Below are 23,657 nucleotides of genomic sequence, written 5' to 3'. Positions count from 1 at the left end.
CTGGGTTGACGCTCAACCCCGTAGCAAACGGGTGCGCTCGGCGTGGCGGAAATAGGTGAGGGTGAGGACGTCCGAAAGGTGGGTGAGGGAACGCGACATGTGGTCGAGGAAGATCTCCAAACGACGGCGGGTGGAATCACGGCTTTCGACGAGGCGATCGATCTCGACGAGCCGAAGTCGGCTATCGATTTCGATCAGCAACTTGCGCTCGGGGGTGAGTTTGGCTGCGTTGGGTTGGCGGGGGAGGGCGGTGATGTTGGCGCTGAGTCGGTTGACCTGATAGAGCAAGGAGCGGGCGTTGTTGGGCTCGAGAAGCAGAAGCTCCAAAACGAGGTCGAGCCGTGGGTGGGTACGGTAGCGCTTCCGGTAGGTGACGAGGCTGTCGTTGGCCGCGAGAACGGACTCCATCACCAGCCGTTCTTCGTAGGTGGGTCGTGGTGTGAGCAGGAAGTGCCGCAGGACTCCGATGAGGAAATGGGCGCGCTCGATGCGACGGCCGGAGTCGAGAAGTCGCCAGCCGGCATCCCGGGTCATCGACTCAAGGTTGAGGCCGAGGAGGGCGGTGAGATCGATGATGAGGCGGTCGAGGGGCTCAGAAAAGTTATCGAGCCGCTGGCGGGGTGATGGGGGTTTTTCCGCCCATTCGGAAAGGATGGTGTCGATGACGCGCCAGCTGTCGGGCGACCAGAGGTCGCGCACGGCAAAGGTGGCATGCCGGAAGGAGCGCAGGACGTGGGGCAAGGAGCCGACCCGTGCCGGGTCACAGAGCAGGGAAAGCACTTCATCCTCGTCGGGCACGGCGGCGGAGTCCTTGAGGGGATCGATGGGCGCGGCATTGGTGACACCGGTGAGCCCCTGCATGAGGATCTCTCGGTGGCGGGTGGCGGAGCTGGAGTCCTCACCGAAGCCATCGATCAGGGCCAACAAGGTGCGGCGGAGGAGTCGCGCAGTGCCTTCAGACCGCTCGGCATAGCGGCCGGTCCAGTAGAGGTTCTCCCCGGCGCGGCTGGGGACGCTACGAGCGTCGAGCTCTGGGGGGAGATCGGCACCGTTTTCGTAGAGGGAAACAAAGGGTTCGGGATCGGGAGCGATGATCCAAGTGTCTTTCGAAGCGCCGCCAAGCTGGCTGGAAACGACGACGGCCTCGGGCGAGGCTGAGGTGCGGGTGAGGCCTCCGGGCATGACGGCGTAGCCCCCTTGGGCCGTGGCGGTGACGAATCCTCGCATGACGCCCCGGCGAGGTTCGATTTGGCCCTCATGCAAGCAGGGCACGGTGGAGTAGGTCACTTGCTCCTGGCCGACGTAGCCTTCAGGGAAAGCAAGAATGCGTTCCTTGAGGGCGGTGCGTTGGGCTTTGGTGAGCTCGCTGCCGAATACGGTGCCGAAGGTGGGGGCTCGCTCGATCGATTTGATGACGAATCGATCCAGATTGGAGAGGACTTTCTCGAGGGCCGATTTTTCTCCACACCACCAAGTGGCGGCCGAGGGGAGGATGAGGTCCTGGCCGTGCAGATGCCGGGCGAGTCCGGGCAGGAAGGCCATCAGGCCGGGGTTTTCGAGGACACCGCTGCCTGGGTGATTGACGACGAGGACGTGGCCGAGCCGAATTGCTTCGAGGAGACCTGGGACGCCGAGTTGGGAGTCCTCGCGAAGCTCGAGGGGGTCGCAGAAGCTGGCATCGACACGGCGGATGATGACATCGACTTTTTCCAATCCACCAAGGGAGGCTAGCCAGACGTGTCCATCGCGGACGGTGAGGTCATCGCCTTGGACCAAGGTGTAGCCCAGGTAGGAGGCGAGGAAGGCGTGTTCGTAGTAGGTTTCGTTCTGTGGGCCGGGAGTGAGGATGACGATGCGCGGTGTGCCCTTGCCATCGGCCGGGGCAAAAGACTCGAGGGTTTCCCGCAGGGTGCGAAAGAAGCTGGCGATGCGTCGGACACCGCTGTGGTGGAAGAGCCGCGGAAGGGTGCGCGTCATCACGACCCGGTTCTCGACGACGTATCCGGACCCGGAGGGGGCCTGGGTGCGGTCGTTGACGACCCACATTCGGCCATCGGGGCCGCGGGCCAGATCCATGGCGGCGAGAATGAGCTGTCGCGGCGTGGGAGATTTCAGGCCGCGGCAGCAGGAAAAGTAGCCGCTGTGGGCGCCGACCAGCTTGGCGGGGATCCAACCATCACGAACGAGCAGGCGGTCGCCATAGAGGTCGGTGAGGATTTCGTCGAGCAGCTCAGCCCGTTGAATGAGGCCGGCTTCGATGGTTTTCCAGTCTTCGGGCCCTAGCACCCAGGGGAGGGCATCGAGTTGCCACGGCCGCGGTTCGTCGGTGGTTTCGCCATAGACGCTGTAGGTGACGCCATTTTCGCGCAGCATCCGGCGGATTTGAGTTTCGACGGAGGTGCGGACGCTTGGGTCATTTTCGGTAAGCCATCGGGCGACGGGGGTCCAGGCGGGCTGGAGGGCTCCATCGGGCTGAATCATTTCATCTCCATCTCGAGCCGGATATTCGGCGGGGGGAAGGGCGATGTCGGTCGCAGGCACGGGCTTCCTATGAGTCGTTTGGGGGTGGTTTGCAACCCGCGTGCCATGAATGTCTTCAAGTCAGACTTGGCATCCGATCCGCTTTGACGCAAGGGCAGCTCCATGTCTATCCGCGTCGGCCTCCATCACGTCACCGAATACGATTACGATCGGGAAATCAATTTGGGTCCCCACCTGATACGGTTGAGGCCCTGTGTGCACTCCCGAACGCCGGTGATGGCTTATTCGCTGAATATTGAGCCGAAGAACCACTTCATCAACTGGCAGCAGGATCCATTCGGCAATTGGGTGGCGCGGCTGGTTTTTCCGGACAAGACGAAGAACCTGAAGATCGAGGTCGATCTGGTCGCCGACATGACGGTGATCAATCCCTTCGATTTCTTTTTGGAGAAATCGGCGGAGACCTTTCCTTTTGAATACGACGATCATCTGGCCCACGAGTTGGCACCGTATCTCAAGATTCGCGAGGATGGCGCGGGCCTGCGGGAATTTCTGGAAACGGTGCCGCGGAAGGAGATGGGCACCGTGGATTTCTTGGTCGAAGTCAACATGTGCGTGCACCGCGCGGTGGGCTATGTGATCCGCCTGGAGCCTGGAGTGCAGTCTTGTGAGGAGACTCTTGGATTGGGAACGGGGTCTTGTCGGGATTCGGCATTCCTGCTGGTGCAGGTGATGCGCCACCTCGGTCTGGCAGCGCGGTTTGTGTCTGGGTATTTGGTGCAGCTGAAGTCGGATGTGGAGTCGTTGGACGGTCCGTCCGGACCGGAAGCCGATTTCACCGACTTGCATGCCTGGGCGGAAGTTTACATCCCGGGAGCTGGCTGGGTGGGGCTCGACCCCACTTCCGGATTGTTTGCCGGGGAGGGGCACATCCCTCTCTCCTGCACCCCGGAACCTGCCAGTGCCGCGCCAGTGGTGGGGTCTCTGGACGAGTGCGAAACCGAATTTTCATGGGTCAATGAAGTGGTGCGGGTCCACGAAGACCCACGGGTCACTTTGCCTTATTCCGACGAAGAATGGGCGACCATTGAAGCCCTTGGCCACGAGGTGGATGCGCGACTCCATGAGGGCGATGTCGCCCTGACGATGGGCGGTGAGCCGACCTTCGTTTCGATCGACAATATGGACGGGGACGAATGGAACGTCACCGCCGACAGTCCGGAGAAACGACGCTTGGCCCTTGAGTTGTTGGGTCGGATCAAAGAGCACTTTGCGCCGGTTGGCGTTCTTCACCACGGGGAAGGGAAATGGTATCCCGGCGAACCCTTGCCTCGCTGGGCGTTCACAGTCCTTTGGCGGAAGGATGGACAGCCCTTGTGGAAAGACCCGTCCTTGCTCGGCAAACCGGATTTCGACTACGGTTACGGACCTGAGGATGCCCTGCGGTTTGGCCAGACCTTTGCCACCGTTCTGCGTTGCCTGAAGGAGCACCTCGTGACTGGCTTTGAGGACGCCTTCTACTACTTGTGGAGGGAAGGGACCTTGCCTGTGGACGTCGATCCACATAAGGCCGATCTCAAAGATCCGCTCGAGCGACAATATTTGGCCGCCTTGTTGGATCGGGGAATGACCACTCCGACGGGTTATGCGCTACCGATCGAATGGGACATCCCGGGGAAACGTTGGCGGAGTGCCCAATGGACATTCCGTCGCGAGCAAATGTTCCTCTTGCCGGGGGGATCACCCATGGGATTCCGCCTGCCTTTGCAGTCGCTTGGAGCCTACGACACTTCCACTTGGCGGGCCGAATTGGAACGCTCCCCGATGGAGCCCGTTCCGCCGCTTGCGCGGCCGGGCAGTTACCTTCCCGCGGGCCGCACCATGCAGGGATCGCCCGGTGAATCTCGCCAGGTTTTGGGTTTTGCCGATGTGCCGGAGTCGACCGATGCCACCGGACATGCCTCGGAGGGCATGCCGCGAACCGCGATGTGCTTCGAAGTTCGAAAAGGGGCCCTTCATGTATTTTTCCCACCTGTCAGCCAGCTCGAGCACTACCTGATTCTGCTCGAGGCCGTCGAGGAAACCGCCAAGCGTCTCGGCACACCTGTGGTGATCGAAGGCTACGACATGCCCTATGATCGACGGATCGAAAGCATCAAGGTCACGCCAGACCCTGGTGTGATCGAAGTGAATATCCATCCTTCGACGTGTTGGGAACAACTCTGTGACAACACGACGGTGCTCTATGAACTGGCTCGGCAGTCCCGGCTGGGGACCGAGAAGTTCATGCTCGATGGTCGCCATACCGGTACGGGGGGTGGCAATCACGTCACGCTCGGTGGTGAAACTCCGGATCGCAGTCCGTTCATTCGTCGGCCTGATCTGTTGCGTAGCCTCATCACTTTCTGGCAAAACCACCCAGGGCTTTCCTATCTTTTCTCTGGGCTCTTCCTTGGGCCTACCAGCCAGGCACCCCGGGTCGACGAAGGGCGCGAGGATCGGTTGTTCGAGTTGGACATCGCCTTCCAGCAATTGCCGGGACCGGGGGATGCCCCGTGGATGATTGATCGCGTCCTGCGCAATCTGCTGACGGACCTTACGGGCAATACTCACCGCGCGGAGTTCTGTATTGATAAGCTTTTTGCTCCAGGCTCGTCGTCGGGTCGCTTGGGAATCGTCGAGCTTCGGGCTTTCGAAATGCCGCCGCATGCTCGCATGAGCCTCGTCCAGATGTTGCTGGTTCGCTCGTTGGTGGCGTGGTTTTGGGATCAACCCTATGAGCGCCCATTGATTCGCTGGGGCACAGCGCTGCATGACAAATTCATGCTGCCGCATTTTGTTCGCACCGACCTCATTGATGTGGCGGATCAGCTAAAAACTGCCGGCATTCCTTTCCAGGCGGCGTGGCTCGAGCCCTTCAATGAATTCCGGTTCCCGGTGTATGGGCGAGTGTGCCACGATGGGGTGGAAATCGAAGTTCGCATGGCTTTGGAGCCGTGGCATGTCCTCGGCGAGGAGGCCACTGGAAGTGGGACTGCCCGTTACGTCGATTCCTCGGTCGAGCGCGTCCAAGTCCGGATCCGCGGCATGGTCGATGAACGCCACGTTCTCGTCTGCAATGGAAGGCGCATTCCGCTGCATCCGACGGGCCGTCGCGGTGAATACGTCGCGGGAGTTCGCTACAAGGCATGGGCACCGTGGTCGGCGATGCATCCCACGATTCCGGTCCACACACCGCTCACATTTGATGTGGTGGACACGTGGACCCGGAAATCCCTAGGGGGCTGCGTCTATCATGTCGCCCATCCTGGTGGACGGAACTACGATGCTTTCCCGGTGAATGCCTTTGAGGCAGAAGCTCGACGGGTGAGTCGTTTTTGGCAACATGGCCACACGCCGGGAGTTATCGAAACGGGCGCTGTTGGGCGGGCAGGGCGCCGTCGGATGGAAGCTCGCGAAGGAGGCCCAGCTGTCAGCTACACCGAAGTTCGTCCAGAAGATCCCTCACACGATTTCCCGCTTACGCTCGATCTGCGAGGGTAAGGGGTGAGAAGTGCGGCGACATGTCGCCGCTGGGGGGAGGGGCGCGACATGTCGCGCGGGGAAAAGCGCCGTCGTGCCGGCGCACTCTCAAGCTTTCCTTATCGGAGTGCGGCGACACGTCGCCGCTGTGGGGAAGGGCGCGACATGTCGCGCGGGGAAAAAGCGCCGTCATGCCGGCGCACTCTCAAGCTTTCCTTATCGGAGTGCGGCGACACGTCGCCGCTGTGGGGGGGGCGCGACCTGTCGCGCCGGGAAAAGCGCCGTCATGCCGGCGCACTCTCGAGCTTTCCTTATCGGAGTGCGGCGACATGTCGCCGCTGTGGGGAGGGGCGCGACATGTCGCGCGGGGAAAAGCGCCGTCATGCCGGCGCACTCTTGAGCTTTCCTTTCGGAGTGCGGCGACATGTCGCCGCTGTGGGGAGGGGCGCGACATGTCGCGCGGGGAAAAGCGCCGTCGTGCCGGCGCACTCTCAAGCTTTCCTTTCGGAGTGCGGCGACACGTTGCCGCTGTGGGGAAGGGCGCGACCTTTCGCGCTGGAGAAAAGCGCCGTCATGCCGGCGCACTCTCAAGCTTTCCTTTCGGAGTGCGGCGACACGTCGCCGCTGTGGGGAGGGGCGCGACATGTCGCGCTGGGGAAAAGCGCCGTCGTGCCGGCGCACTCTCGAGCTTCTCTAGGATTTCGCGCTGCCGAGGCACTTTTCATGGACGGTTCACGGATCGCGGGCATGTTCGCGGGCCGCAATGTCCATGTTCCTGCTGATCCTCCTCGGAATTCCCGTCCTCTCACTCCTGTGGTTTTTCTGGGCGATGCGAACCTCTGCCTTTCGCCAGGCTGGTCGAACGACGAGGATCAGTTTCTCGTTGGCGACGTCGCTTCTTCTCGGCGGTTTTGTGTGGATCGTTCTCCAGCGGATGGGGCGAGTCACCTCCGAGCCGCCCGCCGTGGTGCAAGCGGCAGTCTTATTGTGGGGATTGGTGTTCCTTCCACTGGTTGCATTACCGACCTTGATTCTGGGTGGAGGTCTTCAAGCGGTGAGCCGATTGAAGAACCACCTTCGCTCGCGAAAAGGGGATCATCCGGTGGCGCTTCCCGATCCAGGTCGCCGGCGCTTTTTAGAAACCGCAGCGGTCGCGTTGCCGGTGCTCGCGACCTATGGGGCGACGGGCGTCGCGATTCCGCAGACGAAACATTTTCGCATCCGGCGCATCGACGTTCCGCTGGCCGGTCTCCCCAAAGATCTCGATGGAATGACGATCGCCCACGTGTCGGATGTTCATGTCGGCAAATTCACCCACGGGCGATTGCTCACGGACCTCGCCGAAGCGACCAATCAGTTGAAAGCCGATGTGGTGGCGCTGACGGGCGATTTGATCGATCACGCGCTGGCGGATTTGCCGGAGGCGCTGGACATGGTGAGTCGTTTCGATCCGAGAAGCGGCCTCTTTTTGGTGGAAGGGAATCACGATTTGTTCGAAGGTCGCGAGGCCTTTCGGAGCGGGGTTCGCGAGGCCGGCTTGACGCTGCTGGCGAACGATTCCGCTTCGTTGGAGGTGCGGGGACATCCGATCGATGTGCTTGGGATCCCGTGGGCGCATGCCGAAGCTCGGATGGAGCAAGACATCGCAACGGTCGCGAGGCTCCGTCGGCAGGACGCCTTTCCGATCCTTCTGGCGCACCATCCGCATGCTTTTGATGCCGCGGCGAGGGCGGGAATTCCACTGACCTTGGGGGGGCACACCCATGGCGGGCAGCTCATGATCACCCCGGAAATCGGTCCCGGTCCGATGCTGTATCGCTACTGGTCGGGACTCTATCAAAAGCCGGGCGGTGAAGCTGCGGTGATCAGCAATGGTGCGGGAAATTGGTTTCCGCTGCGAACTGCCGCGCCTGCCGAAATTCTGTATCTCACCCTGAGGCGGGTTAGGGCGTGATGTCGTTTCTCTGGAAGCGCCGTGGATGGTGAGGCAGAGACGGTGAGCGGTAGGTTCCTCCCACGAGCAAGGGGAGCGTAGGGGCACGCACGATCTGCATGCACAGGATTTTTTTGTCCGCTTTCAGGCGGTCGGTGGTGTCTTGTGGGCATGATGAGCGAGGATTCCCATGAGCTGCTTCGGCGGTATGTTCGAGAGGGGAGTGAGACGGCGTTCCGGAGCTTGGTCGAACAGCATGGTCCGATGGTGACGGCGGTGGCTTGTCGGAAGCTTGGGGGAGATGGGGCGGCAGCGCAGGATGTGGCCCAGGAGGTTTTTCGTTTGCTGGCCAAGAAGGCCGGGCAATTGGAGGGAGTGGTGGTGGCAGGATGGTTGTATCGTCAGGCTTGTCGGCGAGCGGCCAATCATGCCCGAGCGGAATTGAGAAGGCGGGCCCGGGAGAAGGTTGCGGTGGCCCAGCTGGGCGGTGGCGAAGACCGGAGCGATTGGCGCGAAGAGGTGGATGAAGCGGTCCGCCATTTGCCGGTGAAGGATCGGGATGCGGTGGTGCTGCGATTTTTTGAGGGGCGGGACTTCCGAAGCTTGGGGGCCGAATTGGGTCTGGCCGAGGAGGCGGCTCGCAAGCGGGTTTCGAGGGCACTGGAGCGATTGGAAAGCGAGCTGTTGAAGCGCGGGATTTCGCCCAAGTCGGCAGCTGCTGGCGGGGGGATGAGCGGGCTGGTGGCGGTGCCCCTAACGACGAGGGGAATCGATCGTATCTTACGTTCGGCGCTGGGTCCGGGAAGTTCTGGAGGCATGGCAGGAATGGCGGCCCTCGGAAGAGCGGCTTTGCTCGGCATGGTCGCAGGCGGGCTGGGAGTGGTGGCGACTCAGCATGGGGATGCTTCCGCAGCGCGAAATGAGGGAATGCCGGTTGCCGAAATGATTCCCGCTCGATCGCGACTTAATGGCGAGAATGCAGAGCAGGCGGATTTGGCATGGGTGATGGCCGAGATTCAACGGATCTCCCGCGGGCCGGCACACTCGTTGGGGAAACTGCAGATGAGCAAGTTGTTGGCGACGGTGTCGATCGAACAAATGCCGGAATTCTTTACCTTGGCGCAAAGCGAGCTGAGAGATGGGGAAAAGAGCGGTGCGTACCTGGAGGTCCTCAAGCGCTGGATGAAAGAGGACCCTGAATCAGCCTTGGATCGGGTCCTGGCGGAAAATCTGGGAAAGGAAGTGGACCGCATTCGTGGAACCAATCTGATTCAGATTCTTTTCTCTGAATGGTTGCAGAGGGATCGACCGTCCTCGGCCCAATGGCTGCGAGCTCATTGGGGCGAGGGCGAACTCCAAGAGTCGGCCTTTCAGGGAACCCTGCAGGAGCACCTCGCCATGGAGGTGGTGGACCAGGCTCTGAGAGTGGAGGGAACCGACCAAGCCATGGCGGTGGCGATGGAGTGGCCGGACCCTGAGATTCGACAAAGGGTGTTGGTGCAGGCCTTGGGGAAATCGCCCTACTCCACGCTGATTCTGAACGAGGGGCCGGCAAAGATTTTGGAGCTCCAGAGGGCGCTTCGTGAGTTCCCTGATGAGATTCATTCCGAAACGGTGATCATCGAAATGTGGAGCGAGTATCTGAAGGATCACCCACAGGCTTGGGAGGCTGTTTCAGGGGAAATGCAGGCAGATGAACGATTTCAAGCGTCGCTGGCTCTGATGAAAGTTCGCTCGCGAGCGACGCAGCGCACTCCCATGGCTGGCGGTGGGGTTCGCGTTTCGTTTGAGTCGGTGGATCCCTTGGAGCAGGTGCCGGAGATCATCGAAGCCGGGCGTGTTGCAGGGATTCCAACGGATGAGGTGATGTACCGGATCGGTGCAGCCTATCTTTCGGATTGCAGTCCGGAGGAGGGGCTGAAGTGGCTGGATGACCACTCGGACCTTTCGGGCCTGGATGCCTTGATTGAAAATCGCATGGCGGAGGTCGGAGTGTTTCGGGGAGTTTTGGTGGGAGGAGAAGGTCCGGAGGAGGAACTCTTGCGGCTGGCGGATCGCCTCACGGATCGATCTCGCGGCGAGCTGCTGGCCGAGGCCGCGTTCTCCCGGCTGAGGGCGCGTCGAGATTCTGAAGGGACTCCGCTGGAAGTTCTGGATTCACTGCAGGAGCGCGGGGCGTTGTCGAAGTCCATGGTCGAACATCTCATTTCCAGCGTGACTCCATGAATCGTCGATCTCGGAACAAGGTTCTCGCCTTTGCCTGCGGACTGATTTTGGCAAGTTCATTGGGAGCATGGATCCGGCGTGCGAAGGCGAAGAGTCCGGAGGAGCTTCCGCGGACGGTGCTGGTGCGTAGCGAACGCTGGGATGAACGCGATTTTCTCGCGAAGCTCGCGACGCTGGAGCCGCATAAGGATCCTGCCGACCTCTGCAGAACGATGGAGAGATTGCCACGCCCCCCGATGGAGGCACTGCCGGGTTTGTTGGCATCCATCCACCAGGAAAACGGTTCTGAGCTCACTCTGGCAGCCAAGTATTTGCTGATCCGGTGGGCGGAAGTGGACGGCGAGCAGGCGATGAGCTGGGCTTGGAGTCAGTGGCCGAATAGCAGGCTGTGGGAACTGGCTTTTCGTGAGGTGGGGGCGGCATGGGCATGGGCCGATCCGTCCCATTTTGCCCGTTGGGTCTTGGCTCATCCCCAGCCCCGAGGGTTCATCGATTCCGAGGAGGAAATCGACCCGGCAGGTCCTCCGGTTTTGGTCATGCGGGATTGGAGTCAGGCCGTCCAATGGCTCCTGGAAGACCATCCCCGCCTGGCCTTTGAAGTCTTGCTGGGTCGTGGGGGGTATCAATTCCAGGACGACTCCATGTGGCGGTCTTTGACTCGACCGGAGCAGATCATCGACGCGCTGAGTGCATTCGGCCCGTTGGAGGATTTGGATTGGGAGTCCCAACAGGAGAATAAAGGCATGTACGCTCATGCATTGCTTCGCCGATGGCAGGAAATGGACCCGGAGAGCTTCGGAAAATCGGGGAATGCGCAGTGGCTGTCTCGGCGGAGCGATGGGCTCTTTCCCGAGGAGCTGGCGAAGTGGAGGGAGGCCCGTGACAAGGTCGCCGCTGGGGCGGCGGCTCTGGAAGGGGTGGAGAATTCGCAGCGGCTGATGCTGGTGGGGGCTCTTCTCCGCGAGTGGGGTCAGATCGACCCGGATGCCGCGCTGGAGTGGGGTCGGACTCTTGGGGATCGGGAGGGGGCGTTGGCCCGTGCGACATGGTTTCGAGATCAGGTGGCGGAGACTCCCGGAGCGGCCCTTGATCAAGTGGAGCGAGAGGTTCCTGAGGAGCGCTGGAACTTTCGGGTTCAGGCATTCGATGCCTGGAAGCATCCGATGAGGCCGGGTGATTTCGAGGCTTGGCCTGAGGAACGGCGCCGGACCTGGGAAAGCCTAGAGGCCTTGCAAGCGGTCGGGACTCGGCCCTGACACGGGGGAACCGCATGCGCTCGCCCGCAAACGCATCACGCCCGACCTCCGATGGAAGCCGGGCGTGAATTCGCGTGGAATGCGGCGGAAATTTATTCGCCGAGGCCGAAGCGCACGAAGCGGCGGATGGCCAAGGTATCGCCAACTTGCTTGCCGGCGGTTTCGACGAGCTTGCCGACCTTTTGGTCCGGATCCTTCACGAAAGCCTGCTCAAGAAGGCAGTTTTCGGCGTAGAAACGACCCAGCTTTCCGAGAATGATCTTTTCGATCATCTCAGCAGGCTTGCCTTCGTTGGCGAGTTGAACGCGGAAGATTTCCTTCTCCTTCTCGACGACGTCTTCGGCGATGTCTTCACGGGCCAAGCCTTGCGGGTTGGCTGCTGCGATGTGAAGGGTCACGTCCTTGATCAGGTTTTGGAACTCGTCCTTCGCTGCGGTTTCGCCTTGTTCGGCACCGACTTCGACGAGCACTCCGACCTTGCCACCCATGTGGATGTACTGGGCGATGGCGCCATTGCCGGCGACTTCGAAGCGTTCGAATTTGCGGAGCTGCATGTTTTCACCAAGCTCAATGACCTTGGTCTTCACATAGTCCTCCACCGTCAGGTCGCCCGTTTTCACTTGAAGGGCTTCTTCAAGGGTCTTGGCTTCGCTGGCAGCGAGGGCATCGGCGATTTGATCGACGAAGGCGACGAAGTTGTCGTTGCGGGAAACGAAGTCGGTCTCGCAGTTCACTTCGATGAGGATACCCGATTTGCCGTCGTCGGAGAGACGGGCGGCAATGATGCCCTCGGATGCTTCGCGATCGGCCTTGCCGGCAGCTTTAGCGATGCCCTTCTTGCGGAGGTAGTCGATGGCGGCCTCCAGGTCACCGTTGGTTTCGGTGAGGGCCTTCTTGCAGTCCATCATGCCCGCGTTGGTCTTATCGCGGAGTTCTTTGACGAGTGATGCGGTGATCATGGTTTAGGATGGTGGGAAAAAACGGACGGGGCGGAGCTTGGTCGAGCGATCGCCAGCCTGCCGCCCCGTCCGGGTGAAGATTTTGCGATAAAGCTTAGCCCTTGCGGCCGACGACGACGGAGTCGACGAGGTTCTGAAGGATGATCCGGATCGAGCGAACAGAGTCGTCGTTGGCCGGGATCGGGTAATCGACGATCGATGGGTCGGCGTTGGAGTCGACGAGAGCGACGATCGGGATGTTGAGGCGGCGGGCTTCGGCAACGGCGATCGACTCACGGGCCGAGTCCACGATGACGAGTGCGTCAGGCAGGCCGTCCATGGAGCGGATGCCTTGCAAGTTGCGCTGCAACTTGTGCATCTCACGGGTCAAAGCAGCGAATTCCTTCTTGGAAATGCTCTTGAACTCAGGGGACTTCTCGAGGCCTTCGAGCCACTTGAGGCGTTCGATCGACTTCTTGACGGTGCTCATGTTGGTGAGCATGCCGCCGAGCCAACGGTGGTTGACGTAGTATTGCTTGGTCGCTTCCGCTGCTTCGCGGACGGCTTCCTGAGCTTGGCGCTTGCACCCGACGAAGAGGATCTTCTTGCCCTTGGAAGCGAGGCCGGTGAGGAAATCAGAAGCCTTGTCGAGGCACTTAACGGTTTGTTCCAGGTTGATGATGTAGATCCCACCCTTGTCCTTCATGAGGTAGGGCTTCATTTGCGGGTTCCACTTCTTCGTTTGGTGACCGTAGTGGACGCCGGCGTCCACCATTTCGTTGATGAGTTCGTTGATCATGTGTTTGTCCCGCCTTGATTCAGGACGGGCGATTGTCGGGAAACCCGCCGCTTGATGGGTCCCTTCGGTTTCCCGTTTGTGGTGCGGCGGCGGTGGAAGGGACGCGCGGGATAGGGGAGGGGGCAGGTTTTGGCAAGGCAAAAGCTGTCCAACCACTCACCACCAAGCCATGCCATGACGATTCCAAAACGCGTTGAGGTCGGAGGTGCTGCCCCGGAAAACGCTGCGTTCCATCGGATGGGCCATGTTCCCGAAGTAGCGCGGGCTGCTCCAGGATCCCGTGTTGTAGTGCTTGGCTCGGGAGCCTCCGTTTTCCCAAGTGACCCCACCATACTGCCACATCTGCCACGAGCTCCAGGTGCCATATTGTTCGCACAGAGAATCGGGAGTCAGCCCGCCACCCATTGCACGCTCGGTGCCTCCTGGTCCGTAGAGAGCAATCCAGTAGGGCGCCCGGCGGATCACCCGCTTCTGAGCCGGGCTGGCATTTCGCATGCGGGCGCGCAGACCGTCACTGTTCTCCAGGTAGATCACCGGGGTGATCCCCGTTCGTTGTTCGACCCGCTCAATGAATCGCACCAAGCGATCAGGCGTCGATGCCGTATCGAAATCTCCGACCAAGAGAATCCGGCGGAAGGAAAGGCCCCGACTGCGGGCCGTCGCACGCACACGATCCACGAAAGCATCGGCCTGAGCCGCAGGGTCCTGGCTCATGGTTACGAAATGATAGGCTCCCACGAGCATCCCAGCGCGATCGGCTGACTGAATGAAGTCGGCGAATTTGTCATCAAGCAAAGGCCCCTTGGCGGAGCGGGCGATCAGCCCCAAAGCTCCATTGCGACGCATGGCGGAGACATCGTGCTGGGTGTATCGATCGCCGGGGCGTTGCACTTCCTTCGGATCCCATCCGGACACATTGAGAACCGCAGGGGAATCCGCGACACTGGTGCCGCCAAAACCGCCGCATTGGCATAACAGGGGAAGGACAAGGAGGAGCGCGAGCCATTTCATCCCGTGGAGTCCAGCATGGTCCTGCAATCTTCGCAAGCTGGCGACTTGCGCCATCTGGAGGGACCTGATGATTTGATTGGCGAATGGACGACTCCAATCCTTACGCACCGCCCCTGGCAGACGATAGTTCCGAGCGGACTGATCGTTCCGCCGGCCAACCGTGGCAGGTGGGGAATGGCTGTCTTTACATCCGCGATGGTGCGGTATTGCCAGAGATCGATGTTTTTGGTGGCAGTGATGATCTTCCCCTCACGCCGGCAGCGGGCTCCTTCAGCATGCTCCAGAGTGGCGGGATCCGGGTGGGAAGGATTTTGGTTTTTGCCCTGCTGGGAGGAGCCGCGATGGTCTTGGGGATCATCGGGGGAGTTCATGCTGGCATCGACCCCGCCCCTTTGATGGTGATCGTGATGGTGATGCTTCTCGGGGGGCTTTTGGGCAATCGCCTGGTAAGGAAGTCGAAGGGCAGGACGGGTGGTCCGGCTCGTCTGAGATGGTCGATGACCGTTGCCGATGCAAATGCCAACGCAGCGATCACCCGCCGCCTCCAATGGCTATCGGCAATGCCATGGATAGGAGTGAGTCTACTATGGGGCGGTTCGTTCTGGACGGATCTTGAAGGCTTCCGCGCATTCGGGCTCTTATGCGTCTTTGGTTACTCGTTTCTCGTTCGCCATTTGAGCAAACATCGGAAGATTCTTCAGTGTCGGGGAGAAAGCGACGGCTGGTTCGAGCTGCGAGGGTTCGCGCCGGAAGCTCTGATGCGCTTGGCTGAAATCCAGCACGAGCAGGCGGAAAAGCCTGCCGAACTTGGGCGGAGAATGCGTCGTGTGCGCAGCATCTACCTCTATCGGTTTCCGCTGAGAGGGTTGGCAGGAAAGCAATGGTGGAACCCTTCGGTGATGCTGGTCTTGGGCTTCATGAAGCTGTCACGTTCTCCTGCACTGGTAAGGGAAGTATTTGATCCCGACGAGGCAGTGGACCTGAAACCGTCGCGTTGGGACCCCCATCTTCGCGAGCGTTGGCATGAACTGCAGTCCGAGCCCGTCCTCAAGGGATGGTTCCTCATCGAGGCCCGGGAGTTGGATTCTGTGGCGGGCGATCAACGCAATCAGTGGTTCGCTCTATCCGATCCTGAAAGAAAGCATTCCCTGGTGGTCTCCCTCCATCGTCAAGTGAGCGGGGTCAACGTTTTCGAGGCCGATGAGTCGACTCTGATCACGTGGCGGAAAACGGGAAACGTCGTGTGGACCACCCGGTCTCCTGCGGTGGGGAAATTTCCTTCTAACATCGAGGTTCACCGAGTTCGCGGCGACCTCTCAAAGCAAGTCGCTCATCACCTTTCCCGGGTGGGCGAGGGAGATGCACTTAGCATGGAGAATCCAGAGGTCGCGAAGGCCCGGGATCGTGAACTCAAAGAGGCTCTCCACCAATGCTGGATGCGTGCGAAGTTGTGCAGCGACTACGAAGAGCGGGAATGGATCGACTGGCCGCGATGACTGAGACCGAAGAAAACCCGTATGCTCCGCCCATAGGTCTCGAGCTGGATCCGGGAGAGAGCCAGGGACATTGGATTGTGAGCGGGAAATCGCTTTGGTTTCAGGACGGAGCCGTCTTCCCAAAACTCCTCGTGACGGGATCGAGACCGCAAAGCCCTTCAGAATCCGAGGAGGGGGAATGGAGAAAGGAGTCCTTCTCTTCTCTCAGTCGCCGCAGATCGATGCCTTTCATCCTGGTGCAGGCCATGCTTTTCGCAGGAGGAGCTCAATTGGTGGATGTTTTGCGGCCGTGGATCATTCCGCACTATGGGTTCCCGGTCTTCTGTGGGTTGGCGGTCGTTGTCACCGACCTGTTGGGGAAGACCCTCGGACCCAAGGCGACTCTGACTTGGTATCAACCTTCGGGAGCTTCGCGTCGGAGATCCCTGCGAATGGCCATGGAATTCGGGGGTGCTGGGTTGGGGATGGGGCTGATGGGCTACGGAACGGGCAGTGGGTGGGCTGCGATCGGAGGCTGGCTGGTTGGAGCTTGGGGAGTGAGTTGGATTCTCAGAGGATGGAGCCCTCGCATGCTCTGTCGCCATGAAGACGGGGGATGGTATGAGATCCTGGGGATTCCCTTGGAAACCCTGCAGAAACTATCGGCCCTTCAATCCCACCAGAAACCTCGGAACGGACGGAATCTTCAGTGGAAGCGCAGGTGAAAGATTTCGAAAAACTTCATCGAAGTGTCTTGACACCGACCCGGGTCAGACGCTTTCTTCCGCCCGCCCCGCTGAAGCAGGGCACCGACGAAAGTCAAAGCACCCGTAGCTCAATTGGATAGAGCATCTGACTACGGATCAGAAGGTTTGGGGTTCGAATCCCTGCGGGTGCGCCATTTTTTTCGGGGTGTGGCGCAGCCTGGTAGCGCGCTTCGTTCGGGACGAAGAGGCCGTGGGTTCGAATCCCGCCACCCCGACCATCATTCGTTTCGTGTCACAAGGTGACAAATTGAGAGTAATCGTCTCATTGCCAGTGACTGATAGAGGGATTTTGATGAGGTTTTCTGTGCCGATCTGAGACAGATTTTGCCCCGCAGAGACTCGGTTTTGTGGACCTATTTGTGGACCACGTCGAGACGGTTTCCCGTCCTCAAACCAGTCCAGCGAATTCACCGCTTCGAAGGTTGGAAGCTGGTTGACGTCGGTGTAGAGGTTTGCCGTCAATCGAGGATCACTGTGGCGCATCAATTCCTGAGCAAGCCGCTGTGAAACTCCTTTGCGGGCCAGGCGGGTCGCGAATGTGTAGCGAAAGGAGTGGAAGTCGAGCTTCCGGCCGGTGCCATCGATGGCGGGAATCCCTGCTTCCTTGAGATGTCGCCTGAACCGACGGTCCGGATGGGCATACTGAGGAAAAATGAGATCGGAGTTTCGTGCTCCATTTGCAGTGATCTGCAAGCAATCTCGTAACTTCGGGTGGAGAGGCACGACGGCTTCCCTACGGTTCTTGGTGCGTTCAGCGGGAATGACGATGCGTGGGCGCTCATCCTCGCCGAGATGGACCTCCGACCAGACGATGCCGAGAAGCTCACCAAGGCGCAGCCCGGTGTAGATTGCCATGATGTAGAGCAGACGGTAGTCCTCAGACACGGCCAGCAGCCGGTCGAACTCGGCATCGGAAATCGCCCGGCGCTTTTGTTGGCGCCCCCGAATGTCGACCTTCTCGACCAATCGGAGCGGATTGTCCTGGATGCGGCGCTGCTTCACCATCCAGCCAAGAAAGGTGTGCATCGCGTTCAAATACTCGTTCAGCGTTTTGGGAGCCGCCTGCTGTTTTGAGCGCCACCGAACGAAACCATCCGGTGAGATGTCGCTAGCGACCCTCCAGCCGCAGGACTTGAGGAGAATGGACACGCGGCTACGGATCAGCCTGTAGTAGTGCTCTGCCCGCCCTTTAACCGCGAGGTCCGCGATGAATTCCTCCAGATGCTCGGACAAAGGACGCTTGGCCGACTCCCTCTCAAGCTTCGGTGCTATGAGCCCTGCGCGTTCTCTTTCTTTCTCTCTGACAATCTCGCGAAGCTTCTGCTCGGCCACCTGTTTGTCAGGGGTATCCAGAGGAACCTCTGAAACTGCGAGATCACCTTCGAGTCGGTAGCGACCGCGATACAACCGGTCGACTGCTGTCTTGCCCTTGCGGGTGCGCTTCTTTTTGTAGACGTGAAAGATCATTTCCGCGCGGATTTTAGATTGACGAGATAGTGGGTGATGTCGCTGGCGTAGAGCCGCGTGGCACCGCCAACTTTGACAGGACGTGGCAAATCGCCTTTGGCAATGAGCCGGTAAATGGCGCGCTTGGAGAGGGACAGGCGCTCCCCGGCTTGCGCCAATGAGATCAAACGGTCTTCCGTGTGTTCCATGGTATTCTGCGGTTCGATGTTCCTGATGGGTGGCATCAATGAGAAATACGCACAGAAATGCTTCATGGCCGGAGCCGCCGAGGATTTGCTTCCCTGGACCGTCTTGCTTCAGCCACGCAAGTCAGTTAAATTTGATTCGATATTGGAATCAAATGAGGGAGATGAGATTTGGGAATTCCAGAGTGGATAGCGGTGATTTCGGTGGTGGTGGCTTTACTGTCGCTCGCCGTTCAACAGCACTGGACGCGCCAGCAGGCAAAGACCGATGCGAGAGCGAAGCAATACGACCGCACGACAAGCCTCCTATTCAAGGCTATCGACAACCCCGATCTTCTTGAAGCAATCAGCGGCAATTCGGGTGAAGATCAGCGTCAAAGACGCTTCCGGCAAATCTGGATCAATCACACGATGGTCATCTTCGATCAAAGGCGCCTTTTCACTCGATCTGAGTGGGCGAGCACTGTCGATGACATCAGGGATTTCATGAGCAATCCAGAAATCCGGAGACATTGGACTCAACACGAGGAATTTTACGCGCCTGATTTCCGCGACTTCCTCAACCGAGAAATCTATGGAGAGAAAAAGGGAGACTCCGTGAAGGAGCCTCCCTCGGCTGACGAGGAAAGTGATCAGCTCTCCCCGACTTGAAGCGCAATCCTCTTTAAAGTGGTGAGGGGAATTGCAACGAAGTCTTCTCCTTCTGGCGCGGATAATCGGGCCCGCTCTTCGGAGTTGAGCCGGTTGCCTTGAACGTAAGCATTTTCTCCATCAGTCAGGATCACTGCGGGGCACTGGCCTCCGCTGCAAAGCTCTGATAGCGGTCCGTTTTCTCCCAGAATCTTCTGTATGGTAATGATTATAAGTGATTTGATGATTTTGTGCTTTGTATGCGATAAAGTGAACGGAATAAGGATTCTGTTCAGGAGGGATGAAAATGAGGTCGTTATATGACGGCAGAGGTGATCGAAAATATGTCTCGTTTGCCGAGAGGTTGGCCTTTGGTGAGGCGGCCTCAAAATTGCCCAATTTGAAGCATCAGCTCTTTTGCTTGGTGCTGCTCAACACGGGTTGCAGGATCTCCGAAGCCCTTTCTCTGCGGCGCTCTCACGTGGATGTTGGCGGTGGTGCTCTTGTCTTCCTGACGCTCAAGCAGCGGGGAGAGGTCAACTATCGCCCTGTCCCGGTGCAAGACTCTCTGATCGAGGCTCTCATGGTGCTACCCACCTTAGAGGATGGCCGTCTTTTTGACTTTGGCCGGACAACGGGATGGAAGCTCGTGAAATGGTGTATGGACTCAGCGGGGATAAGCGGCATCAAAGCAACGCCCAAGGGTTTGCGCCACGGCTACGCAATCGGCTGCGTGTCCATTGGTCTGTTCCAGGGGGACATTCAGGGCCTGCTTGGTCACAAACGACCTGAAACCACCGCGATCTACACCACCCACATCACCGAGGACATTCGCGGCAAATTCCACAAAATCTGGATCGGAGGTGGCCCTTGCCCAAAGTCATGAGGGGGCTACCTACGATGGTAGGCGTAGAATCATTTTCCTTGAGGAAGAGGCCGCGAATCGGGTATGATTGAAGGAGTGAACAGAATCCTTATTTCGTTCACTTTCAAGAGGAAATCGCCGCCATGTGATGACGGTGGAAAGGAAAAGAATTAGGCGGGGTAAATAGCCGGGTATCGATCCCCGGCCCCCTACACACGACCCGCCTTTTGGGCGTAATGGCGCGAAGGAGATCAGATCGGATGTATCGTCACCTTCGTTGCCGTTGCGTTCCCGGATTTTTGGAGGAGAAGTCGAATGCCCGATCAATTCATCCCGTCGGCCAGGCTGATGCTCGCTCTGGAGTGGCTGGAGCAGTGCCCGGATGAGCAGAGCGAACTCCTCTTGGCCTGGACGATTGACGGAACGCGCCATTGAGACGCGTGGGAGTTTTCTCGAACTGGCTTTATGGGGCCTACTCGAAAACACCCAAGAGCCCTTCAGCATCGGTAATGATACCTCGATAGTTAAGGTTCTCTATCAAGCACCCGACTGAGAATCGGTTCATTTGCCTGAAACTGGTGTGGCTGCGAGTAGGTCATACAGAATTGATGTGTAATGGTTTATGCGACCCAATTGCAGCCGGGCAAAATTCCCGACTTCGTCACAAAGAGGACTTTTGCCCGTCGCTCGTCGGTCTTCGCATTCCTTGTCCAGCTCTTTAGGCAGACCCAGCAAAGAAATCTTTGAATATTCTTCAAAAACATTCACAAATTGAGCCGCTTTCGGGATCAACTCTTCAAGTCTTTAGAAAATGAAAAGCGTCGCACTCAAGCTACCTAAACCTCTCACCTTTTACCCCACAAAGATCACAAATGAGAAAAGACTTCGGCAACTCATTCAAGACTTACGTCCTAGACGGCTTGAGGCTGATCTCATCCGCCTTGGACCTGCGACCGATGGAGGCTACATGGTTCCTAACGACCTCAACGGTATCACGGCCTGCTTCTCGCCTGGGGTCGATGTGAACTCCAAGTTTGAGAAGGCATGTGCAGAACTTGGGATGAACGTCTTCATGGCTGATGCTTCAGTAAGCGGCCCTGCTGAATCCCACGATTTATTTCATTTTGATAAGAAATTCATCGGATCATTTTCATCCGATGAATTCATAGCAATCAACGAATGGTTGGAGGAAAAGGCGAAACAGGTCGTCGGAGGTGATTGGTTACTGCAAATGGACATTGAAGGCTTCGAGTATGAAACCATTTACAGCATGTCTGAAGAATTCCAGAAGCGGTTTCGGATTATGGTGATCGAATTTCATCGTCTTGAGTCATTGTTTTCCGAGTTGGGATTCGGATTTATCGAGCGAGTGTTTAGAAAAATCTTGTCAACTCATCAGTGCGTTCATATTCATCCCAATAACATCGCGGATTCGACCAAATGCTATGGGTTTGAGATTCCATGGTTTGCCGAATTCACCTTCCTTCGAAAGGATTTCGTCACTGAAAATGGGTGGGTCTCCGACCTTCCTCACAGACTAGATTGTCCTTGCGACCCGAGTCGCGCCGACCTCGCTCTCGATTCGGTGTGGTTTAAGAATGAATGATTAATAAAAATGAAACTGACAGCCTTCTTCGGACTGATTGTCCTCGTGTGTGCATCTGAACTTCAAGCTTCGCCCCTTAAAGGGGTAAGTGTTAGCACTGCTCAGCTCAACCGTGCCGTTGAGTGGGCAGACTACACAGGTTATGATCCGGAGATCCTTGGGGACACTTGCTTTGCTCACACTTGGGCCGATCTTTCCGGCTCCACCTCAGGATCTGGATTTGCATACACACTTGAGAAGCACAAACCGGGTGCTGGGATGCCATCCAATCCCTATGCCGAGGATTACGTTTTGGAACTTGCAATGCCGATGTTTCCAGAAGTCGACAACAGCGGTGTTAGCTATGCGCTGATCGGAAACCGGTTCTCGCAAGGCATAAGCGGAAACTTCGACAGTTATTGGCAGACGCTTGCGCAAAATCTGGTGGCAATGGGGTTAGATGACGTTCACATTCGGCTCGGATGGGAGTTCAATCAGGATCTCGGCTCTGTGAGTTGGGCGGTCGGTGGGGGAACAGCTTCACAGATGCAAGATTTTGCATCCTATTGGCAAAGAATCCACGGTGTTATGATGGGCGTAGCCGGAGCCGACTTCAAGTGGTCATGGTCGGTTCTGCTCGGTCTTGAGGATCTCACGGAATTTGCCACATTGACAGCGAATGCTTATCCCGGAGATTCGTATGTCGACTTTATCAGCGTTGATGTCTACGATTCGAGCGGAATTGCGGGGTACTACAAACATATATGGCAGGACCTAAGTCAAAGCTGGAGCGACCAGCTCAGTGAACACGAGATAAGGGAGAGAACATGGGAGGAAATAAAAAGCGGTGTGTTTAGAGACACAAATTCGACTGGAAATATATGGTTCTATGGGGCAGGTCTCGACGAATACAAGAATTTTGCCGACGACCACGGCAAAGAATTCATCATTAGCGAGGCTGGAATCGTTGAAGAGCGACGAACCATTCCTTCCTATAACTTAAACTCTGGTTTGAAGGATGGTGGAACCGGTGGAAATGATAACCCATCATTTATTTGTCGCCTCTATGATTGGGCGGAAAACCAAGATATATACGGAGTTATCTACTTTGAATACGCGGTATGCCGTTACAATACTAACCATGATGCGATGCCTTTTGTGGTGGATCATGCTCTCCTCCCAGACTATTGGCAACTTGGAATAGATGATAATCCCATCTATCCTGAGAATACGCCTCACCCGCGTTCCAGCGCGGCACTTCTGAAGGTTTTGGGCGATACCACTCCACTGTCCGATTTGGTGCCGTCTCCACGCAAGTATGTCGGAGGATTGGAGATTCCTTATATGGGAAATGATTGGTTGTTTCAGACGACCATCGGATCAAATCCAGTTTATTTTGCTTTCGCGCCCTGTGTGGTGAAGGCCGATGTTACGGCTTCGACCGGAGATTGGGCGGGGATTGCAGCGATGGGCACATCAAGTCAGTCGGGTTATGTGTTCGAGGGTTATTGTGGCGCTTCGGGAATGCCTTCGCAATCTCCTGTGGGCGGGAGCTTCACAGGTCCGGTATGGCGACTGTTGAAGAACGGCACGCAGGTTTGGACTTCTGAGGTGATTCCCGTGGTTAGCACTATCGTTGAGAATGGTGGCGGATGGACGACGGAATCAGAGGAAATGAGCATGGTGATTACGAATGAACCCAGCTCAGGAAAGCGTATCAAAATGATTTTTGGGTCAGATGTGGTCGGCGAATACAGTGACTCAACAAGTCTGACGGGAAGCAATGGCCAGACTTACAATGGTCAGACCTCGAATGGATCACGTCTTCCGTCAGAGTCCGTTAAAACCTCTTGGTTTTATCAAGAAAACTTTGACGACGGCGATGCAGATGGATTTACCCTTGGTGGCTGGACACCCGCTCGCACTCAGCTGAATGCCTCAAATACGTCTGGAAATAAGATATCCAATGTCGGAAATGTGACGGATGGCGACTACACGGTCGCACTCCAGGTTGCTTCTAATTCGAACAATAAAGGCTATGGTGTTCTGTTTCTTAATGACTCCTCTGGTTATCACTATGAGGTGATGTTGGTGACGGAGGATCGGATTGATGGTTCTGGATACAAAAAGAATATGCTCAAATCAATCGAGCTTAAGGAATCCGGTGTATCGTCAGCTACATTAGATTATGTTGCGCTTTCCAGCGATGTTTACATGGGTGTTTTGCAAGACCTTAGGATTAGGACGAAAAATGTTGAGGTCGCTTTAGAGACCGAGATTGTAAACGGGGAAGAGGTGGTAACTCAATGGGGCGATGCGGTTGAGATTAAAGTTTATCTGAATAATCAGCTGCTAATTGACTTTACCGATGATTCGCCAGTGTCCCTGTCCGGCACCTCAGGCGTTTGGGCTGAACAGTTTACTGAAGTTTGGGTCGATAATTACATCGTTTTGCCGTCGATTTGAGGTTGAAACTGTTTTCTTGAGGGGGCTGGGTTGTTCATCCGCGTTTCGCGG

The 23,657-nt window shown here is 57.7% G+C and carries 15 protein-coding genes, 2 tRNA genes and 1 pseudogene; 12 read left to right on the top strand and 6 right to left on the bottom strand.

Features of this window, described 5'->3' with window-relative positions:
* Positions 1–12 precede the first annotated feature (12 nt).
* Positions 13–2,541 carry a circularly permuted type 2 ATP-grasp protein gene (locus tag HNR46_RS15555; protein ID WP_184020429.1) on the bottom strand — a complete coding sequence of 843 codons (2,529 nt, stop codon included), beginning with the start codon at positions 2,539–2,541 and terminating at the stop codon, positions 13–15.
* A gap of 102 nt (positions 2,542–2,643) precedes the next feature.
* On the opposite strand from HNR46_RS15555, the gene HNR46_RS15550 reads away from it, so the two are divergent.
* The 4 genes from HNR46_RS15550 (at position 2,644) to HNR46_RS15535 (ending at position 11,418) form a co-directional block, all read left to right on the top strand.
* Entirely contained in the window at positions 2,644–6,024 is a 3,381-nt protein-coding gene (locus HNR46_RS15550; protein WP_184020426.1) for a transglutaminase family protein, read from the top strand.
* A gap of 748 nt (positions 6,025–6,772) precedes the next feature.
* Positions 6,773–7,957, top strand: a complete 1,185-nt coding sequence (locus tag HNR46_RS15545; protein ID WP_221285210.1) for a metallophosphoesterase — start codon at positions 6,773–6,775, stop codon at positions 7,955–7,957.
* A 150-nt stretch (positions 7,958–8,107) separates the two neighbouring features.
* Positions 8,108–10,162, top strand: a complete 2,055-nt coding sequence (locus tag HNR46_RS15540) for an RNA polymerase sigma factor (RefSeq protein WP_221285209.1) — start codon at positions 8,108–8,110, stop codon at positions 10,160–10,162.
* On the top strand, positions 10,159–11,418 hold the full coding sequence (locus tag HNR46_RS15535) for a hypothetical protein (protein WP_184020420.1): 1,260 nt from the start codon (positions 10,159–10,161) through the stop codon (positions 11,416–11,418). The genes HNR46_RS15540 and HNR46_RS15535 overlap by 4 nt, the downstream gene beginning before the upstream one ends.
* A gap of 92 nt (positions 11,419–11,510) precedes the next feature.
* On the opposite strand, the gene tsf is transcribed toward HNR46_RS15535, so the two are convergent.
* From tsf to HNR46_RS15520, 3 genes are all read right to left on the bottom strand, one after another.
* Positions 11,511–12,377: a translation elongation factor Ts gene (gene tsf, locus HNR46_RS15530; RefSeq protein WP_184020418.1), complete on the bottom strand. Its 867-nt coding sequence runs from the start codon at positions 12,375–12,377 to the stop codon at positions 11,511–11,513.
* A 94-nt stretch (positions 12,378–12,471) separates the two neighbouring features.
* Positions 12,472–13,155: a 30S ribosomal protein S2 gene (gene rpsB / locus HNR46_RS15525; protein ID WP_184020416.1), complete on the bottom strand. Its 684-nt coding sequence runs from the start codon at positions 13,153–13,155 to the stop codon at positions 12,472–12,474.
* 156 nt (positions 13,156–13,311) lie between these two features.
* Positions 13,312–14,166, bottom strand: a complete 855-nt coding sequence (locus tag HNR46_RS15520; RefSeq protein ID WP_184020414.1) for a GH25 family lysozyme — start codon at positions 14,164–14,166, stop codon at positions 13,312–13,314.
* Between the two features lie 83 nt (positions 14,167–14,249).
* Here HNR46_RS15520 and HNR46_RS15515 point away from each other — a divergent pair, with 83 nt between their 5' ends.
* The 4 genes from HNR46_RS15515 (at position 14,250) to HNR46_RS15500 (ending at position 16,626) form a co-directional block, all read left to right on the top strand.
* Positions 14,250–15,662, top strand: a complete 1,413-nt coding sequence (locus HNR46_RS15515; RefSeq protein WP_184020412.1) for a hypothetical protein — start codon at positions 14,250–14,252, stop codon at positions 15,660–15,662.
* A gap of 221 nt (positions 15,663–15,883) precedes the next feature.
* Complete coding sequence (locus HNR46_RS15510) at positions 15,884–16,366, top strand: hypothetical protein (protein ID WP_184020410.1); 483 nt, start codon at positions 15,884–15,886, stop codon at positions 16,364–16,366.
* A gap of 99 nt (positions 16,367–16,465) precedes the next feature.
* Positions 16,466–16,542 (top strand) — tRNA-Arg (locus HNR46_RS15505).
* A 7-nt stretch (positions 16,543–16,549) separates the two neighbouring features.
* Positions 16,550–16,626: transfer RNA gene (locus tag HNR46_RS15500), tRNA-Pro, on the top strand.
* Positions 16,627–16,900: 274 nt separating this feature from the next.
* On the opposite strand, the pseudogene HNR46_RS21545 reads toward HNR46_RS15500, so the two are convergent.
* Both HNR46_RS21545 and HNR46_RS15490 read right to left on the bottom strand, forming a co-directional pair.
* Positions 16,901–17,263, bottom strand: a pseudogene (locus HNR46_RS21545) (tyrosine-type recombinase/integrase); the annotation flags it as partial.
* Positions 17,264–17,871: 608 nt separating this feature from the next.
* Positions 17,872–18,129 carry a helix-turn-helix transcriptional regulator gene (locus HNR46_RS15490; RefSeq protein ID WP_221285208.1) on the bottom strand — a complete coding sequence of 86 codons (258 nt, stop codon included), beginning with the start codon at positions 18,127–18,129 and terminating at the stop codon, positions 17,872–17,874.
* 126 nt (positions 18,130–18,255) lie between these two features.
* On the opposite strand from HNR46_RS15490, the gene HNR46_RS15485 reads away from it, so the two are divergent.
* From HNR46_RS15485 to HNR46_RS15470, 4 genes are all read left to right on the top strand, one after another.
* The gene (locus HNR46_RS15485; RefSeq protein ID WP_221285207.1) at positions 18,256–18,711 is read left to right on the top strand and encodes a DUF6082 family protein; all 456 of its coding nucleotides are present in this window, start codon (positions 18,256–18,258) and stop codon (positions 18,709–18,711) included.
* A gap of 343 nt (positions 18,712–19,054) precedes the next feature.
* The gene (locus HNR46_RS15480) at positions 19,055–19,576 is read left to right on the top strand and encodes a tyrosine-type recombinase/integrase (RefSeq protein ID WP_184020406.1); all 522 of its coding nucleotides are present in this window, start codon (positions 19,055–19,057) and stop codon (positions 19,574–19,576) included.
* A 790-nt stretch (positions 19,577–20,366) separates the two neighbouring features.
* Complete coding sequence (locus HNR46_RS15475) at positions 20,367–21,161, top strand: FkbM family methyltransferase (RefSeq protein WP_184020405.1); 795 nt, start codon at positions 20,367–20,369, stop codon at positions 21,159–21,161.
* A gap of 9 nt (positions 21,162–21,170) precedes the next feature.
* Complete coding sequence (locus HNR46_RS15470) at positions 21,171–23,606, top strand: glycoside hydrolase family 26 protein (protein WP_184020404.1); 2,436 nt, start codon at positions 21,171–21,173, stop codon at positions 23,604–23,606.
* Positions 23,607–23,657: the final 51 nt, after the last annotated feature.

This window comes from Haloferula luteola (genome assembly GCF_014201715.1).
Taxonomy (GTDB): domain Bacteria; phylum Verrucomicrobiota; class Verrucomicrobiia; order Verrucomicrobiales; family Akkermansiaceae; genus Haloferula; species Haloferula luteola.
The sequence above is the reverse complement of the archived record's forward strand: the minus strand, read 5'-3'. Positions and strand labels throughout refer to the sequence as shown.

Bases quoted from the DNA above. Each gene is read 5' to 3' on its own strand.
- HNR46_RS15550 (WP_184020426.1), top strand. From the start codon at position 2,644: ATGTCTATCCGCGTCGGCCTCCATCACGTCACCGAATACGATTACGAT.
- HNR46_RS15545 (WP_221285210.1), top strand. From the start codon at position 6,773: ATGTTCCTGCTGATCCTCCTCGGAATTCCCGTCCTCTCACTCCTGTGG.
- HNR46_RS15540 (WP_221285209.1), top strand. From the start codon at position 8,108: ATGATGAGCGAGGATTCCCATGAGCTGCTTCGGCGGTATGTTCGAGAG.
- HNR46_RS15535 (WP_184020420.1), top strand. From the start codon at position 10,159: ATGAATCGTCGATCTCGGAACAAGGTTCTCGCCTTTGCCTGCGGACTG.
- tsf (WP_184020418.1), bottom strand. From the start codon at position 12,377: ATGATCACCGCATCACTCGTCAAAGAACTCCGCGATAAGACCAACGCG.
- rpsB (WP_184020416.1), bottom strand. From the start codon at position 13,155: ATGATCAACGAACTCATCAACGAAATGGTGGACGCCGGCGTCCACTAC.
- HNR46_RS15520 (WP_184020414.1), bottom strand. From the start codon at position 14,166: ATGAAATGGCTCGCGCTCCTCCTTGTCCTTCCCCTGTTATGCCAATGC.
- HNR46_RS15515 (WP_184020412.1), top strand. From the start codon at position 14,250: ATGGACGACTCCAATCCTTACGCACCGCCCCTGGCAGACGATAGTTCC.
- HNR46_RS15510 (WP_184020410.1), top strand. From the start codon at position 15,884: ATGCCTTTCATCCTGGTGCAGGCCATGCTTTTCGCAGGAGGAGCTCAA.
- HNR46_RS15490 (WP_221285208.1), bottom strand. From the start codon at position 18,129: ATGAAGCATTTCTGTGCGTATTTCTCATTGATGCCACCCATCAGGAAC.
- HNR46_RS15475 (WP_184020405.1), top strand. From the start codon at position 20,367: ATGAAAAGCGTCGCACTCAAGCTACCTAAACCTCTCACCTTTTACCCC.
- HNR46_RS15470 (WP_184020404.1), top strand. From the start codon at position 21,171: ATGAAACTGACAGCCTTCTTCGGACTGATTGTCCTCGTGTGTGCATCT.